The sequence below is a fragment of the Bradyrhizobium sp. 160 genome (genome assembly GCF_023073735.1).
Taxonomy (GTDB): Bacteria; Pseudomonadota; Alphaproteobacteria; order Rhizobiales; family Xanthobacteraceae; genus Bradyrhizobium.
Map to the genome: position 1 here is coordinate 438,544 of NZ_JADPKD010000028.1, position 13,625 is coordinate 452,168.

General features: G+C 64.6%; 14 protein-coding genes. 13 read left to right on the forward strand and 1 reads right to left on the reverse strand.

The features are described 5' to 3' along the window. Positions 1-8 precede the first annotated feature (8 nt). From IVA98_RS11610 to phoB, 10 genes are all read left to right on the forward strand, one after another. Entirely contained in the window at positions 9-236 is a 228-nt protein-coding gene (locus IVA98_RS11610; protein ID WP_247307731.1) for a SelT/SelW/SelH family protein, read from the forward strand. Positions 237-255: 19 nt separating this feature from the next. Further along, a complete protein-coding gene (locus tag IVA98_RS11615; RefSeq protein WP_247354867.1) occupies positions 256-687 on the forward strand; it encodes a GNAT family N-acetyltransferase in 432 nt (143 codons plus the stop codon). 422 nt (positions 688-1,109) lie between these two features. After that, positions 1,110-2,165 (forward strand): putative bifunctional lysylphosphatidylglycerol flippase/synthetase, encoded by a 1,056-nt coding sequence (locus IVA98_RS11620; protein WP_247307737.1) that lies wholly within the window; start codon positions 1,110-1,112, stop codon positions 2,163-2,165. 33 nt (positions 2,166-2,198) lie between these two features. Further along, positions 2,199-3,518, forward strand: a complete 1,320-nt coding sequence (locus tag IVA98_RS11625) for an ATP-binding protein (RefSeq protein ID WP_247354868.1) — start codon at positions 2,199-2,201, stop codon at positions 3,516-3,518. Between the two features lie 119 nt (positions 3,519-3,637). Further along, positions 3,638-4,651 carry a phosphate ABC transporter substrate-binding protein PstS gene (gene pstS / locus IVA98_RS11630; RefSeq protein WP_247354869.1) on the forward strand — a complete coding sequence of 338 codons (1,014 nt, stop codon included), beginning with the start codon at positions 3,638-3,640 and terminating at the stop codon, positions 4,649-4,651. A gap of 159 nt (positions 4,652-4,810) precedes the next feature. Beyond that, the gene (pstC, locus tag IVA98_RS11635; protein ID WP_247308154.1) at positions 4,811-5,800 is read left to right on the forward strand and encodes a phosphate ABC transporter permease subunit PstC; all 990 of its coding nucleotides are present in this window, start codon (positions 4,811-4,813) and stop codon (positions 5,798-5,800) included. A gap of 4 nt (positions 5,801-5,804) precedes the next feature. Next, complete coding sequence (gene pstA, locus IVA98_RS11640; protein ID WP_247281832.1) at positions 5,805-6,650, forward strand: phosphate ABC transporter permease PstA; 846 nt, start codon at positions 5,805-5,807, stop codon at positions 6,648-6,650. Further along, complete coding sequence (pstB, locus tag IVA98_RS11645; RefSeq protein ID WP_008541003.1) at positions 6,647-7,468, forward strand: phosphate ABC transporter ATP-binding protein PstB; 822 nt, start codon at positions 6,647-6,649, stop codon at positions 7,466-7,468. The genes pstA and pstB overlap by 4 nt, the downstream gene beginning before the upstream one ends. Positions 7,469-7,479: 11 nt before the next feature. Continuing rightward, positions 7,480-8,196, forward strand: a complete 717-nt coding sequence (gene phoU / locus IVA98_RS11650) for a phosphate signaling complex protein PhoU (RefSeq protein WP_091884957.1) — start codon at positions 7,480-7,482, stop codon at positions 8,194-8,196. A gap of 14 nt (positions 8,197-8,210) precedes the next feature. Next, the gene (gene phoB / locus IVA98_RS11655) at positions 8,211-8,918 is read left to right on the forward strand and encodes a phosphate regulon transcriptional regulator PhoB (protein ID WP_008143479.1); all 708 of its coding nucleotides are present in this window, start codon (positions 8,211-8,213) and stop codon (positions 8,916-8,918) included. A 251-nt stretch (positions 8,919-9,169) separates the two neighbouring features. Here the strand turns inward: phoB and IVA98_RS11660 are convergent, their stop codons facing one another. Next, the gene (locus IVA98_RS11660) at positions 9,170-9,682 is read right to left on the reverse strand and encodes a GcrA family cell cycle regulator (protein WP_247281831.1); all 513 of its coding nucleotides are present in this window, start codon (positions 9,680-9,682) and stop codon (positions 9,170-9,172) included. A 468-nt stretch (positions 9,683-10,150) separates the two neighbouring features. Between IVA98_RS11660 and IVA98_RS11665 the strand changes: the two genes are divergently transcribed. From IVA98_RS11665 to IVA98_RS11675, 3 genes are all read left to right on the forward strand, one after another. Then, positions 10,151-11,359: an aspartate aminotransferase family protein gene (locus IVA98_RS11665; RefSeq protein ID WP_247307744.1), complete on the forward strand. Its 1,209-nt coding sequence runs from the start codon at positions 10,151-10,153 to the stop codon at positions 11,357-11,359. Continuing rightward, positions 11,359-12,282, forward strand: a complete 924-nt coding sequence (argF, locus tag IVA98_RS11670; RefSeq protein WP_247307747.1) for an ornithine carbamoyltransferase — start codon at positions 11,359-11,361, stop codon at positions 12,280-12,282. Before IVA98_RS11665 ends, argF begins: the two co-directional genes overlap by 1 nt. Before the next feature lie 154 nt (positions 12,283-12,436). Continuing rightward, positions 12,437-13,444: an Hsp33 family molecular chaperone gene (locus IVA98_RS11675; RefSeq protein WP_247307750.1), complete on the forward strand. Its 1,008-nt coding sequence runs from the start codon at positions 12,437-12,439 to the stop codon at positions 13,442-13,444. Positions 13,445-13,625: the final 181 nt, after the last annotated feature.

Consider the following 13,625-nt stretch of genomic DNA (forward strand, 5'->3'; position numbering starts at 1 on the left):
AGGACGAGATGTCTGACGTGACCATCATTTGTTGCCGCCCGTGCGGATACGAGAAGCGCGCCAGAGACGTGGCTGCGGCGCTCCGCCGGCAACTGGCGCTGGAGTCGGACCTCGTCCCCGGCAAGAGCGGGATCTTCCAGATCAGGCTCGGCGACCGGATCGTCGCCAGCCGCAGCAAGGGGCACTTTCCCGACGACGATGATATCGTCGCGGCGGTCGCGGCCGCGCGGCACTGACGCGGGGAGGGCTTTGCAAATGTCGATTGCCTGGACCGACGATCTCGCCGCCGTGGATTGGCATGAGCTTTCCGAGCTCTATCGCATCGCGCCGCTCGGCCACAAGACGCCGGCCGATCTTGCGCTCGTGTTCGGCAACAGCATGTTTCGCACCTTTGCCTGCGACGAGGGGCGGCTGATCGGTGCCGGGCGCGTGCTGGCCGACGGTCGCGACTGCGCCTATCTCTGCGATGTTGCCGTGCACCCTGATCGTCAGGGACAGGGCCTCGGCCGCGAGATCATCGAGCGCTTGCTTGTGCGATGCCGGAGCCATCGCAAAATCATCCTCTACGCGGTCCCCGGCAAAGAGGGTTTTTACGAACGTCTGGGCTTCCGGCGGATGACCACGGCCATGGCGATTTTCGAGGATCAGGCCGGCGCTCATCGCCGCGGCTATGTAACCGCGCCTTGAGTCCATTCTGCGCCCAGCACCCTCCGGCGCATTCGAATCCGTGAACAATATCCGGGTCGGCCCCTCTTTCAACAGGCCGGCGTGCCCAATAGATTGACGTCGGCTTAAGCCGTGACGGAACATTGTGCGGTTGAAATCATCAAAACTTCATGGCGTCTGCGCAGGATTGCCAAGGAGATTCGCATTAAGCCTTGCCGCCGAAAGCGCCAAACCTTGCATCAGGAGCCCCCAACCTGCCTAAAACATTGAAGGCACGTGTTTTTGTTCGAATTGGCGAATTCCACTTCGTCCGAAAACGCGCTAGTGGAGGGGCAGGGGGCATGCGCGATGCCGGAGCCGGCGGCGAGGCTTCGTCGAGTGCCCGTGCGTCGTCCGCCTGTCCGCCGGCCACCCTGGCCGCTGAAGCGTTGTTCGAGGTCTAGATGCTGGAAGCCATCCGCAGGGCGATGACGTTTCTGCGCCAGAAGCAAGTCCTGCATAAGCTTGGAGTTGCGATCAGCGTCGCGGTCATCGGCATCGCTTGCTATGTGCTCTACCACATGCTGCGAGGCATCGATCGCAACGAGGTCATCGAGGCGATCAAAAGCACCGAGCCGAGCCAGATTGCGATGGCGGCGCTGTTCGTGGCCGCGGGCTATTTCACCCTGACCTTCTACGACATGTTCGCCACGCGGGCGATCGGGCACGCCCACGTGCCCTACCGGATTAACGCGCTTGCCGCCTTCACCAGCTATTCGATCGGCCACAATGTCGGCGCCAGCGTCTTCACTGGCGGTGCGGTGCGCTACCGCATCTATTCGGCCTATGGGCTGAACGCGATCGACGTCGCCAAGATCTGCTTCCTCGCCGGCCTGACCTTCTGGCTCGGCAATGCCGCCGTGCTCGGCCTCGGCATCTCCTACCATCCGGAGGCCGCCGCCGCGATCGACCAGCTGCCGGCCTGGCTGAACCGGACGCTGGCGCTGATGATCATCGTGGGGCTGGTCGCCTATGTGGTCTGGGTCTGGACCCAGCCGCGGGTGGTCGGCCGCGGGCCTTGGACCGTGGTGCTGCCGGGCGGCCCGCTGACGCTGCTCCAGATCGCGATCGGCATTGTCGATCTCGGTTTCTGCGCGCTCGCGATGTACGTGCTGGTCCCGGACGAGCCCAATCTCGGCTTCGTCGTGGTCGCAGTGATCTTCGTCTCGGCGACACTGCTCGGCTTTGCCAGCCATTCACCCGGAGGTCTTGGCGTGTTCGACGCCGCCATGCTGGTCGGCCTCTGGCAGATGGACCGGGAGGAGCTTCTGGGTGGGATGCTCCTGTTCCGCGTCCTCTATTATCTGTCCCCCTTCGTCATATCTGTAATCTTGCTGACGTTTCGCGAAGTTATAATCGGCGCACGTTCGAAGCGCTTGCAGCAGGCGGCGCTCAAGCTCGACCCCGGACCGGCGCGTGAGGCCGCCTATGTGAGAGAGCGCAGCGACAGCGGCGCCTGACCGGCGCAGGCCTTTTAGGAGAAGCCCTCCCCGATGGCGATCGACGCCCCATCTTCTCCCTCCAGCCAGCCCTGGTCCGACCGGCTGCGACACTCGACCATCGTCCTGATCGCCGCGGCGCTGGCGCTGTCCGTCGTGGTTTCGCTCGGCGAATTGTCGGTGCTGCACGCTGCCATCGTATTCCTCTGCATTGCAGCCGCGGCGCTGATTCCCTGGCGCCTGCACGATCCCGCCGCCTCGCGCGACGACGTCAGGCGCATCAATCCGGTCGAGAGCGCGGCGGTGGCCGCAGTCGTCGCCGGCATGCCGGATCCTGCGGTGCTGCTCGACCGCGCCGGCCGCGTCATCCACCTCAATGCCGCCGCCGCCCAGCTCGCGCCGGCGCTGCGCAGGAACGAGCTTGCCCAATTCGCGCTGCGCTCGCCGGAGATTATCACGGCCTTGCGCGAGGCGATCGCGACCACCGAGCCGCGGCGCGCGACCTATCTCGATCATGTTCCGGTCGATCGCTGGATGGAGCTCATGATCACGCCGGTGCCGGTGCCGACCACCTTCGGCGGCGCCGACAAGTGCATGCTGATGACCTTCCACGACCAGACGCCGCTGCGGCGCGTCGAGGAGATGCGGGCCGATTTCGTCGCCAATGCCAGCCACGAGCTGCGCACCCCGCTCGCCGCACTGTCGGGCTTCATCGACACACTCCAGGGCCAGGCCAAGGACGATCCAAAGGCGCGCGAGCGCTTCCTCGGCATCATGCACAACCAGGCCACCCGCATGGCGCGCCTGATTGACGATTTGCTGTCGCTGTCGCGGGTCGAGCTGTCGGCCCATGTCCGCCCCGACACCCTGGTCGACCTCTTGCCGATCATCCGCCAAGTCGCGGACGGGCTCGAACCGCTGGCGCGGGAGCGTCAGGTCGATGTCGAGACCCATCTGCCGGAAGCCGCCGTGATGATCGCGGGCGACCGCGAGGAGCTGCTCCGCCTGTTCGAGAACCTGATCGAGAACGCGCTCAAATACGGCGCATCGGGCGGACGCGTCATTGTGTCGCTGACCTCAAGCGCGGTCACTGATGGGGCTCAGGAAATCCGCGTCATGGTCCGGGATTTCGGCCCCGGCATCGCACCGGAGCACCTGCCCCGGCTGACCGAGCGCTTCTATCGGGTCGACGTCGGCGACAGCCGCGCGCAGGGCGGAACCGGGCTCGGATTATCGCTGGTGAAACATATTCTTAACCGTCATCGCGGCCGGCTTCTGATCGAAAGCGTCCCCCGGCAGGGCGCCACTTTTACAGCCTGTTTTCCCCAGACTAGGACTTCGGTTCGTAAAAATCAAGCGATTCCAATCGCTTGAGGGTGTCATCCAGCTGTCACGAAACCTTCGTAAAAGCACAGCCGACCGCTCCTAAAGGGGCGGCGCGGGGAGCGCGATCGGGCGCGGATGGCGCTTCGCTCCCCTGTATGGAGACCAGCATGAATTTCCTCAAAACGATCGTCGCGGCCGGCTTGGTCGCCGCCTCGGCGACGGCGGCCTTTGCTGCCGATATCACGGGTGCCGGTGCGACGTTCCCGTTCCCGGTCTATTCGAAGTGGGCTGATGCCTACAAGAAGGAGACCGGCAACGGTCTGAATTACCAGTCGATCGGCTCCGGCGGCGGTATCAAGCAGATCCTGGCGAAGACCGTGACCTTCGGCGCCAGCGACGCGCCGCTCAAGGCCGAGCAGCTCGAGAAGGACGGCCTCGTGCAGTGGCCGATGGTGATGGGCGCCATCGTCCCCGTCGTCAACCTCGAGGGCGTGAAGCCCGGCGAGCTGGTGTTCGACGGCGAGACGCTGGCCAACATCTATCTCGGCAAGATCACCAAATGGGACGACGCCGCGATCAAAAAGCTCAACCCGAACGTGAAGCTGCCCGCGGAGGCGATCACCGTGGTCCGCCGTTCCGACGGTTCGGGCACCACCTTCAACTTCACCAACTATCTCTCCAAGGCCAGCGCGGACTGGAAGAGCAAGGTCGGCGAAGGCACCGCAGTGGAGTGGCCGGTCGGCGTCGGCGCCAAGGGCAACGAAGGCGTGTCGGGCAACATCAGCCAGACCAAGAACTCGATCGGCTATGTCGAGTACGCCTATGCCAAGCAGAACAAGCTGACCTACACCGGTCTCGTCAACAAGGCCGGCAAGCCGGTGCAGCCGACCGTCGAGGCCTTCCAGGCCGCCGCCTCCAACGCCGACTGGGCCAAGGCTCCTGGCTATTACGTCATCCTGACCGACCAGCCGGGCGAGAAGTCCTGGCCGATCACTGCGGCGACGTTCATCCTGATGCACAAGTCTGCGACCGACAAGGCCGCCTCCCAGGAAGCCATCAAGTTCTTCCGCTGGGCGTTCAAGAACGGTGGCAAGGCGGCTGAAGAACTCGACTACATCCCGATGCCGGACAGCGTCGTCCAGCTGATCGAGAAGACCTGGGCCGCCGAGATCAAGAGCTGAGGCGAACGGCTCTCATGTCCCGGACGCGCAGCAGCGTGAAACGCTGCTGCGCAGCGCCGGGACAACAACCGGGCCCCGATCAGCGTCGTGCTGTGTCGGGGGCGCGGGACCGGCAACAAGCGTCTATAAATCTGGGTACAGGGGATCGGCGTGGCAGAGATGGCCGTTCAGAGCGATGTAATCGACGACGCCGGACCATATGACCGCGCCAAGGCCTTGAGCGCGTTCAAGCTCGGCGACGTCACCTTCTACTGGATCACGCGACTTTCCGCGATCTCGGTGCTGCTGATCCTCGGCGGCATCATCATTTCGCTGATCGTCGGCGCCTTCCCCGCGATGAAGGAATACGGCCTCTCGTTCCTGTGGACGCAGCGCTGGGCGCCGTCGGCCGATCCGCCCGTGCTCGGCGCGCTCGGGCCGATGTATGGCACGCTCGTCACCTCCTTCATCGCGATGCTGATCGCCATTCCGGTCGGTCTCGGTATTGCGATCTTCCTCACCGAGCTTTGCCCGCAATGGCTGCGCCGCCCGATCGGCATGGCGATCGAGCTGCTCGCCGGCATTCCCTCGATCATCTACGGCATGTGGGGCTTCTTCGTGCTGGGCCCGTTCCTGGCCAACACCTTCCAGCCCTTCATGATACGGGTCTTCGACGGCGTCCCCGTGCTGGGGGCGATCTTCGCAGGTCCGCCGTCCTATCTCAGCCTGTTCAATGCCGCGCTGATCCTCGCCATCATGGTGCTGCCCTTCATCACCTCGATCTCGGTCGACGTGTTCAAGACGGTGCCGCCGGTGCTGAAGGAAGCCGCCTACGGCGTCGGCTGCACCACCTGGGAAGTCGTCCGCAGCGTGGTGATCCCCTACACCCGCATCGGCATCATCGGCGGCGTCATGCTGGCGCTAGGTCGCGCGCTCGGCGAGACGATGGCGGTGACCTTCATCATCGGCAACTCGTTCCGCATCTCCTCGTCGATCTTCGCTCCGGGCACCACGATCTCGGCGGCGATCGCCTCCGAATTCGCCGAGAGTGACGGCCTGCACCAGTCCGGCCTGATCCTGCTCGGCCTGCTCCTGTTCGTACTGACGTTCTTCGTGCTCGCCGCCGCGCGGCTGATGCTGATGCGGCTGGAAACCAAGGCCGGAAAGTGACGCCATGAACCCGATCTATTCGCGCCGTCGCCGCTGGGACATCGTCATCCGCGGTCTCTGCATCGCAGCCGCCGCCTTCGGCGTCACTTGGCTCGCGTTGATTTTGATCACGCTGCTTTACAATGGCCTGGCCGGGCTCAACTACCAGGTCTTCACCGAGAACACGCCCCCGCCCGGATCGAACGAGGGCGGTCTGCTCAACGCCATCGTCGGCTCGCTGATCATGACCGTGATCGGCGTCGGCATCGGCGCGCCGCTCGGCCTGTTCGCCGGCACCTATCTCGCCGAGTACGGCCGCAACGACAAGCTGACCTCGGTGATCCGCTTCATCAACGACATCCTGCTCTCGGCGCCTTCGATCATCATCGGCCTGTTCATCTACGGCGCGGTGGTGGTGCCGATGCGCGGCTTCTCGGCGATCGCCGGCGCGCTGGCGCTCGCCGTGATCGTGATCCCGGTCGTGGTGCGCACGACCGAAGACATGTTGCTGCTGGTGCCGAACCCGCTGCGTGAAGCCGCCAGCGCGCTCGGCCTGCCGCGTTCGCTGGTGATCAAACGGATCGCCTATCGTGCCGCGCGCTCCGGCCTGATCACGGGCGTGCTGCTGGCGACTGCGCGCGTCGCCGGCGAGACCGCGCCGCTGCTGTTCACGGCGCTATCGAACCAGTTCTTCAGCCTCGGTCTCGACAAGACGATGGCCAACCTGCCTGTCACCATCAACAACTTCGTGCAGAGCCCCTACGCCTATTGGAAGCAGCTCGCCTGGAGTGGGGCGCTGCTCATTACCCTGACCGTGCTTGCCCTGAACATTGGCGCGCGCATCCTTGGCGCCGAGAGGACTGCAAAATGAGTGAAATGTCTGTTTCCGTAAGTGCGCCGACCGTTCATCCCGGCTCACAGCCGCTACCCGAGGCGCCTGCCAAGGTGACCGCGCGCAACCTCAATTTCTACTACGGTGAGCACCACGCGCTGAAGAACATCAATCTGGCCCTCGGCACCAACCGCGTCACGGCCTTCATCGGCCCGTCGGGCTGCGGCAAGTCGACCCTGCTGCGCATCTTCAACCGGATGTACGATCTCTATCCAGGCCAGCGCGCCACCGGCCAGCTGTTGCTCGACCAGACCAACATCCTTGATCCCAAGCTGGACCTCAACCTGCTGCGCGCCCGGGTCGGCATGGTGTTCCAGAAACCGACGCCGTTCCCGATGACGATCTACGAGAACATCGCCTTCGGCATCCGCCTCTATGAGAAGATCTCGAAGTCCGAGATGGACGACCGCGTCGAGAAGGCGCTGCGCGGCGGCGCGCTGTGGAACGAGGTCAAGGACAAGCTCAACGCGTCCGGCCTGTCGCTCTCCGGCGGCCAGCAGCAGCGCCTCTGCATTGCCCGCACGGTCGCGGTACGGCCCGAAGTGATCTTGTTCGATGAGCCCTGCTCGGCGCTCGACCCGATCTCGACCGCCAAGGTCGAGGAGCTGATCCAGGAATTGTCCGAGAACTACACGATCGCGATCGTCACCCACAATATGCAGCAGGCGGCGCGCGTCTCTGATAAAACCGCCTTCATGTATCTCGGCGAGCTGATCGAGTTCGATGACACCAGCAAGATCTTCACGTCGCCGAGCGATCGGCGTACGCAGGATTACATCACCGGCCGGTTCGGCTGAGGAGACGGGACATGGGTACTGAACATACCGCAAAGGCCTTCGATACCGACCTCCAGGAGCTCACTCGCCTCGTCGCCGAGATGGGCGGCATCGCCGAGCGCATGATCGTCGATTCCGTCGACGCGCTGATCCGCCGCGACGTCGCGCTCGGCCAGCGCGTCGTCACCACCGATGCCGAGCTCGACGCGCTTCAGAAGCGCATCGAGGAGCGCGCCGTGCTCACCATCGCCCGCCGCCAGCCGATGGCGGTGGATTTGCGCGAGATCGTCGGCGCCATGCGCGTTGCCACCGATCTTGAGCGCATCGGCGACCTCGCCAAGAACATGGGCAAGCGCGTTGCGGCGCTGGAGACAGACTTCCATCCGCTGAAACTGTTCCGCGGCCTGGAGCACATGACCGACCTCGTGCAGCAGCAGGTCAAGTCGGTGCTTGATGCCTATGCCGCGCACGATTTGCCGGCGGCGATGGCAGTGTGGAAGGGCGACGAGGAAGTGGACGCCATCTGCACCTCTCTGTTTCGCGAGCTCCTCACTTATATGATGGAGGATCCGCGCAACATCTCGTTCTGCATCCATCTGATGTTCTGCGCCAAGAACATCGAGCGGATCGGTGATCACGCCACCAACATCGCCGAGACCGTGTTCTACATGATCGAGGGGCAGGCGATCACCGACAAGCGGCCGAAGGGCGACATGACGACCTTCGCCACGACGGTACCGAATACCTAGGGAGCGACGACAACATGGGCGCACGCATTATGGTGGTTGAGGACGAGGAAGCTCTCACCGAGCTTCTGCGTTACAACCTCGAAGGCGACGGCTATGACGTGGAGACGGTGATGCGCGGCGACGACGCCGACACCCGCCTTAAGGAACACATCCCCGATCTGATCGTGCTCGACTGGATGCTGCCGGGACTGTCCGGCATCGAGCTGTGCCGGCGGCTGCGCACCCGTCCCGAGACCAAGCAGCTCCCGATCATCATGCTGACCGCGCGCGGCGAGGAGAGCGAGCGGGTGCGGGGTCTTGCGACCGGCGCCGACGACTACATCGTCAAGCCGTTCTCGGTGCCGGAGCTGCTCGCGCGCGTGAAGGGCCTTCTGCGGCGCGCAAGCCCCGAGCGGCTCGCCACCGTGCTCGCCTATGGCGACATCGAGCTCGATCGCGACAAGCGCCGCGTCGCGCGTTCGGGCCGGCCGATCGATCTCGGCCCGACCGAATATCGCCTGCTGGAGTTTTTCCTGGAGCATCCCGGTCGCGTGTTCTCGCGCGAGCAGCTGCTCGACAGCGTCTGGGGCCGCGACATCTACATCGACGAGCGCACCGTCGACGTCCATATCGGCCGCCTGCGCAAGCTGCTCAATCTCGGCCGCGAGCAGGACCCGATCCGTACCGTCCGCGGCGCGGGTTATGCGCTGGATGATCGGTTTGCAAAGGCGGAGCAGACGTAGGCCCAGCTGCGTCAACAATCTCGGCCGTCGTCCCGGACAAGCGTAGCTCCGGCAACGCGCAGCGTTGTCCGGAGCGAAGCGCCGATCCGGGACCCGGGCCCATTGTTGCGCGAAAAAGGTAACTCCGAGGCCCCGTAACCACGGCTTGCGGTGGCTATCGGTCCCGGATCGGCGCTACGCTTGTCCGGGACGACATCGGGTTTGTTGCGCCGTCACCGCGTGACGGCTGCCGGCTCGATCTCAGGAAATAATCACCGCGTGCTCGGCTTCGGTGCCGCCCGCCGGCGATCCGCTGCCGGCTGATAGGCGACGCGCGAGTGCTGGGCGCAGTAGGGCAGGCCTGACAGCGCCTTGCCGCCACAGAAGAAGAAGTCCGGGCTGGAGGGATCGCCGACCGGCCAGTGGCACGTCGCCTCGTTCAATTCCAGCAGCGACAGCCGCTGGCTCATCGGCACCACGTTGTCGTAGGTGACCGGTTCGGCCTCCACCTCGACCTCGAAGGCCTGCGCCAGCGCGGTGTTGCCGCGCGAGATCGGCCGGGTCACCCGCATCATATGCTGCGCGGGCCGCGCCTTGCGCGGCCGCGGCGCTGCCGATGAAGGGCTCTTGGCGCGGCCCGACAGGCCAAGCCTGTGCACTTTGCCGATCACGGCATTGCGGGTCACATTGCCGAGCTCGGCCGCGATCTGGCTGGCCGAAAGTCCGGCCTCCCAGAGCTTCTTCAGCTGCTCGACGCGATCATCGGACCAGGTCAAAACCGTCATTGCACCCTTTCCCTCGTTGCGCGCCGCCATCCTGGGGCCTCACAGCGAATGCTTAAGCCTTGAAAAACCCGTGCCGTCAGAATCCCTTAAGGCTCGCCGGGCGCGTGACTGACGCCCGAACGTTTACGCCGGTACATGAGGACTCTTGGGATCAGAACCGCTGCACGAGATGTCGTATCTGACAGTCCAAACGCTACAATATGGCGTGACTCCCGCGCAAGAGTCCGCCGACTCGCTTCCACATGTTCCGTGGTGAAAACCCTGCAAGATCGGCACCGCAAGACTACGGATTCGGCGTTTCGCGAGGCTTTCCGGGCGGCATTGACACCCGTCTTGCCAGGCATAAGATGGTGACGCGTGCCGCCCTTAAAAGGCGGCACGTTTCGTTTTCCGGACCGGTCAATGGTGCGCTGCGCAAGGCATGCCAGGCAGGTCTCAACGTCCAAATGCAACATCCAAGTGATGGTCATGACCAACAGCGCCGCGCCGCATCTGCTTCCCGTTTTCGCCAGGGCGGACCTTGGCTTCGAGCGCGGCGAAGGCTGCTGGCTGATCGCGACCAATGGCGATCGCTATCTCGATTTCACCTCGGGCGTCGCGGTGAACGCGCTCGGCCACGCCCATCCCGCATTGGTCAAGGCGTTGCAGGAGCAGGCGACCAGGCTCTGGCACATGTCGAACCTGTTCCAGAGTCCCGATGGCGAACGGCTTGCAACGCGTCTGTGCAACGAAAGTTTCGCGGACTTCGTGTTCTTCTGCAATTCCGGCGCCGAAGCGTTGGAATGCGTGATCAAGGTCGTGCGGCGCTATCACGCCGCCAAGGGCCATCCCGATCGCTATCGCATGATCACCTTCGAAGGCGCCTTCCACGGCCGCACGCTGGCGACGCTGGCGGCGACGGGCTCGGCAAAATATCTTGAAGGTTTCGGCCCGCCCATGGATGGCTTCGACCAAGTCCCGCATGGCGACATCGAGGCCGTGAAGAAGGCGATCGGTCCGCAGACCGCCGGCATCCTGATCGAGCCGATCCAGGGCGAGGGCGGCGTGCGTTCGTCAACACCCGCCTTCCTCAAGGCGCTGCGTCAGCTCTGCGACGAGAAGGGGCTGTTGCTCGCGTTCGACGAGGTGCAGACCGGCATGGGCCGCACCGGCGATCTGTTCGCGCATCGCCGTCTCGGCGTTACCCCCGACGTGATGTCGCTGGCGAAAGCGCTCGGTGGCGGCTTCCCGATCGGCGCTTGTCTTGCCACCGCGGAAGCGGCTTCCGGCATGACGCCCGGCTCGCACGGCTCGACCTTCGGCGGCAATCCGCTCGCGATCTCCGCTGCGAACGCCGTGCTCGACGTCATGCTCGAGCCCGGCTTTTTCGATCACGTGCAGAGGATGTCGCTGCTGCTCAAGCAGAAGCTCGCCTCGGTGATCGATCGCTATCCTGATATCGTCAGCGAAGTCCGCGGTGAGGGGCTCCTGATCGGCATCAAGGCGGTCGTGCCTTCGGGTGATCTCGTTGCCGCCCTGCGCAACGAAAAGCTGCTCACCGTCGGCGCCGGCGACAATGTCGTGCGCTTCCTGCCGCCGCTGATCGTCACCGAAGCCGAGATCGAGGACAGCGTCGGGCGGCTCGAGCGCGCCTGCGCGGCGATCTCGTGCAGTCAGACCAAGCGGGCGGCAAGCTGATGAGCAAGTCGCCAAAGCACTTCCTCGACATCAACGAGCTCCCGCTGTCGGAGCTCAAGCGCATGCTCGCCGCATCCTCCGCCATGAAGGCGAAGCAGAAGGCGCATCAGCCGGTCAGGCCGCTCGAAGGCAAGACGCTGGCGATGATCTTCGAGCGCCCCTCGACGCGGACGCGGGTGTCGTTCGACGTCGCCATGCGCCAGCTCGGCGGCGAGCCCATCATGCTCACCGGCGCCGAAATGCAGCTCGGCCGGGGCGAGACCATCGCCGACACCGCGCGCGTGCTGTCGCGCTATGTCGACGCCATCATGATCCGCATCCTCAATCACGAGGCGCTGCTGGAGCTTGCGGCCTATGCGACCGTGCCCGTCATCAACGGCCTGACGCGCCGTTCGCACCCTTGCCAGGTGATGGCCGACCTCATGACCTATGAGGAGCATCGCGGCCCGATCGAGGGCAAGACGGTGGCCTGGACAGGCGACGACAACAACGTGCTGGCGTCCTGGGCCCACGCCGCCGAGCGCTTCAAGTTCCAGCTCAACGTCGCAACGCCGCCGGAGCTCGCGCCGAAAAAGGCGATGCGCGACTGGATCAAGATGACCAATGCGCCGATCGTGCTCGGCACCGATCCGGAAGCCGCCGTAAAGGGCGCCGACTGCATCGTCACCGACACCTGGGTGTCGATGGGCGACAAGGAAGGCGAGCACCGCCACAACGTGCTCAAGCCCTACCAAGTCAATGCCAAGCTGATGTCGCTGGCCAAGCCCGACGCGCTGTTCATGCACTGCCTGCCTGCCCATCGCGGCGAGGAGGTCACGGATGAAGTGATCGACGGCCCGCAATCGGTCGTGTTCGACGAGGCCGAAAACCGCCTGCATGCGCAGAAGGGCATATTGGCCTGGTGCTTTGACGCGGTGAAGTAGCGCAGCCTGGTGAAGGCGAAGTGGGTTTGGTTCGTCGTCCTGGCGAAAGCCGGGACGACCCCGAATTAGCAGTATCGTGTGTGATCATAACTGCCTCGGGAACACTCCCTCGCGCCCCCTTCCATTTCCCACCTCCGACCCCAGATACACGGCCATGGTTTCCCAATCCCCTGACATGAAAACCGGGCCAGAAGGCCCGGTTCGCGCGCCATCACCGGTTCCGATCGATGACGCCGTGCTGCCCTACGAGGTCGACGCACTCGACGTGCGCGGCCGCCTGGTGCGGCTCGGTCCGGCGCTCGACGACATTCTCACCAAGCACGATTATCCCGCTCCCGTCGGCAAGCTGCTCGGCGAGGCCATCGTGCTGACGACGTTGCTCGGCTCGGCGCTGAAATTCGAGGGCCGCTTCATCCTTCAGGCCCAGACCGACGGTCCGGTGTCGTTCCTGGTCGTCGACTACATGGCGCCGGATCGCCTGCGCGCCTATGCGCGCTTCGATGCCGCGCGTCTGGGTGACGCCAAAGATTCCGGCACGCTGCTCGGCCGCGGTCATCTCGCCATGACCATCGACCAGGGCCCCGACATGAGCCGCTACCAGGGTCTGGTCGCGCTCGACGGCGGCAGCCTGGAAGAGGCCGCTCACGAATATTTCCTCCGCTCCGAGCAGATCCCGACGCGCGTGCGTCTTGCGGTCGGCGAGGAATGGCGCAGTAGCGACGGCGGCAAGCATCGCTGGCGCGCCGGTGGCATGTTGATGCAGTTTCTGCCCAAGGCGCCGGAGCGCGCGCGGCAGGCGGACCTGCATCCCGGGGATGCGCCCGAGGGCAGCGAGGTGCACAGCGTCGCCGAAGACGACGCCTGGGTCGAGGCGCGCTCGCTGATCGAGACCGTCGAGGACGTCGAGCTGATCGATCCCGAGCTCTCCGGCGAGCGGCTGCTATTCCGCCTCTTCCACGAGCGCGGTGTGCGCGTATTCAATTCGCAGGTTCTCGAAGCGCGGTGCTCCTGCTCGCGCGATGCGGTTGCCTCCATGCTCAAGAGCTTCTCGCCCGACGATCGCGCCGCGATGGTCAAGGACGACAAGGTCGTCGTCACCTGCGAGTTCTGCTCGTCGGTCTACCAGTTCACGCCGCACGAGGCGGGCGTGGAGGACGCCTAGGCATCGCGCATAGCTAGGCTAGGAATGACGAGGCTGGGGAGGCTGCTCGCACGTACTCGCTGTCATCGCCCGGCCGTGATCGGGCGATCCATTAGTCCGAGACGACAGTGATTGAGCCGAACAGTGATTGAACCGATAGGCCGCGGCTTGCTGGATTCTCCGCCTTCGCGAGCAATGACAT

Excerpts from the sequence above, each read along its gene's own strand:
- phoU (WP_091884957.1), top strand. The coding sequence starts at position 7,480 with ATGGGTACTGAACATACCGCAAAGGCCTTCGATACCGACCTCCAGGAG.
- IVA98_RS11620 (WP_247307737.1), top strand. The coding sequence starts at position 1,110 with ATGCTGGAAGCCATCCGCAGGGCGATGACGTTTCTGCGCCAGAAGCAA.
- IVA98_RS11615 (WP_247354867.1), top strand. The coding sequence starts at position 256 with ATGTCGATTGCCTGGACCGACGATCTCGCCGCCGTGGATTGGCATGAG.
- pstA (WP_247281832.1), top strand. The coding sequence starts at position 5,805 with ATGAACCCGATCTATTCGCGCCGTCGCCGCTGGGACATCGTCATCCGC.
- IVA98_RS11610 (WP_247307731.1), top strand. The coding sequence starts at position 9 with ATGTCTGACGTGACCATCATTTGTTGCCGCCCGTGCGGATACGAGAAG.
- IVA98_RS11625 (WP_247354868.1), top strand. The coding sequence starts at position 2,199 with ATGGCGATCGACGCCCCATCTTCTCCCTCCAGCCAGCCCTGGTCCGAC.
- pstB (WP_008541003.1), top strand. The coding sequence starts at position 6,647 with ATGAGTGAAATGTCTGTTTCCGTAAGTGCGCCGACCGTTCATCCCGGC.
- IVA98_RS11660 (WP_247281831.1), bottom strand. The coding sequence starts at position 9,682 with ATGACGGTTTTGACCTGGTCCGATGATCGCGTCGAGCAGCTGAAGAAG.
- phoB (WP_008143479.1), top strand. The coding sequence starts at position 8,211 with ATGGGCGCACGCATTATGGTGGTTGAGGACGAGGAAGCTCTCACCGAG.
- pstS (WP_247354869.1), top strand. The coding sequence starts at position 3,638 with ATGAATTTCCTCAAAACGATCGTCGCGGCCGGCTTGGTCGCCGCCTCG.
- IVA98_RS11675 (WP_247307750.1), top strand. The coding sequence starts at position 12,437 with ATGGTTTCCCAATCCCCTGACATGAAAACCGGGCCAGAAGGCCCGGTT.
- argF (WP_247307747.1), top strand. The coding sequence starts at position 11,359 with ATGAGCAAGTCGCCAAAGCACTTCCTCGACATCAACGAGCTCCCGCTG.
- IVA98_RS11665 (WP_247307744.1), top strand. The coding sequence starts at position 10,151 with ATGACCAACAGCGCCGCGCCGCATCTGCTTCCCGTTTTCGCCAGGGCG.
- pstC (WP_247308154.1), top strand. The coding sequence starts at position 4,811 with ATGGCCGTTCAGAGCGATGTAATCGACGACGCCGGACCATATGACCGC.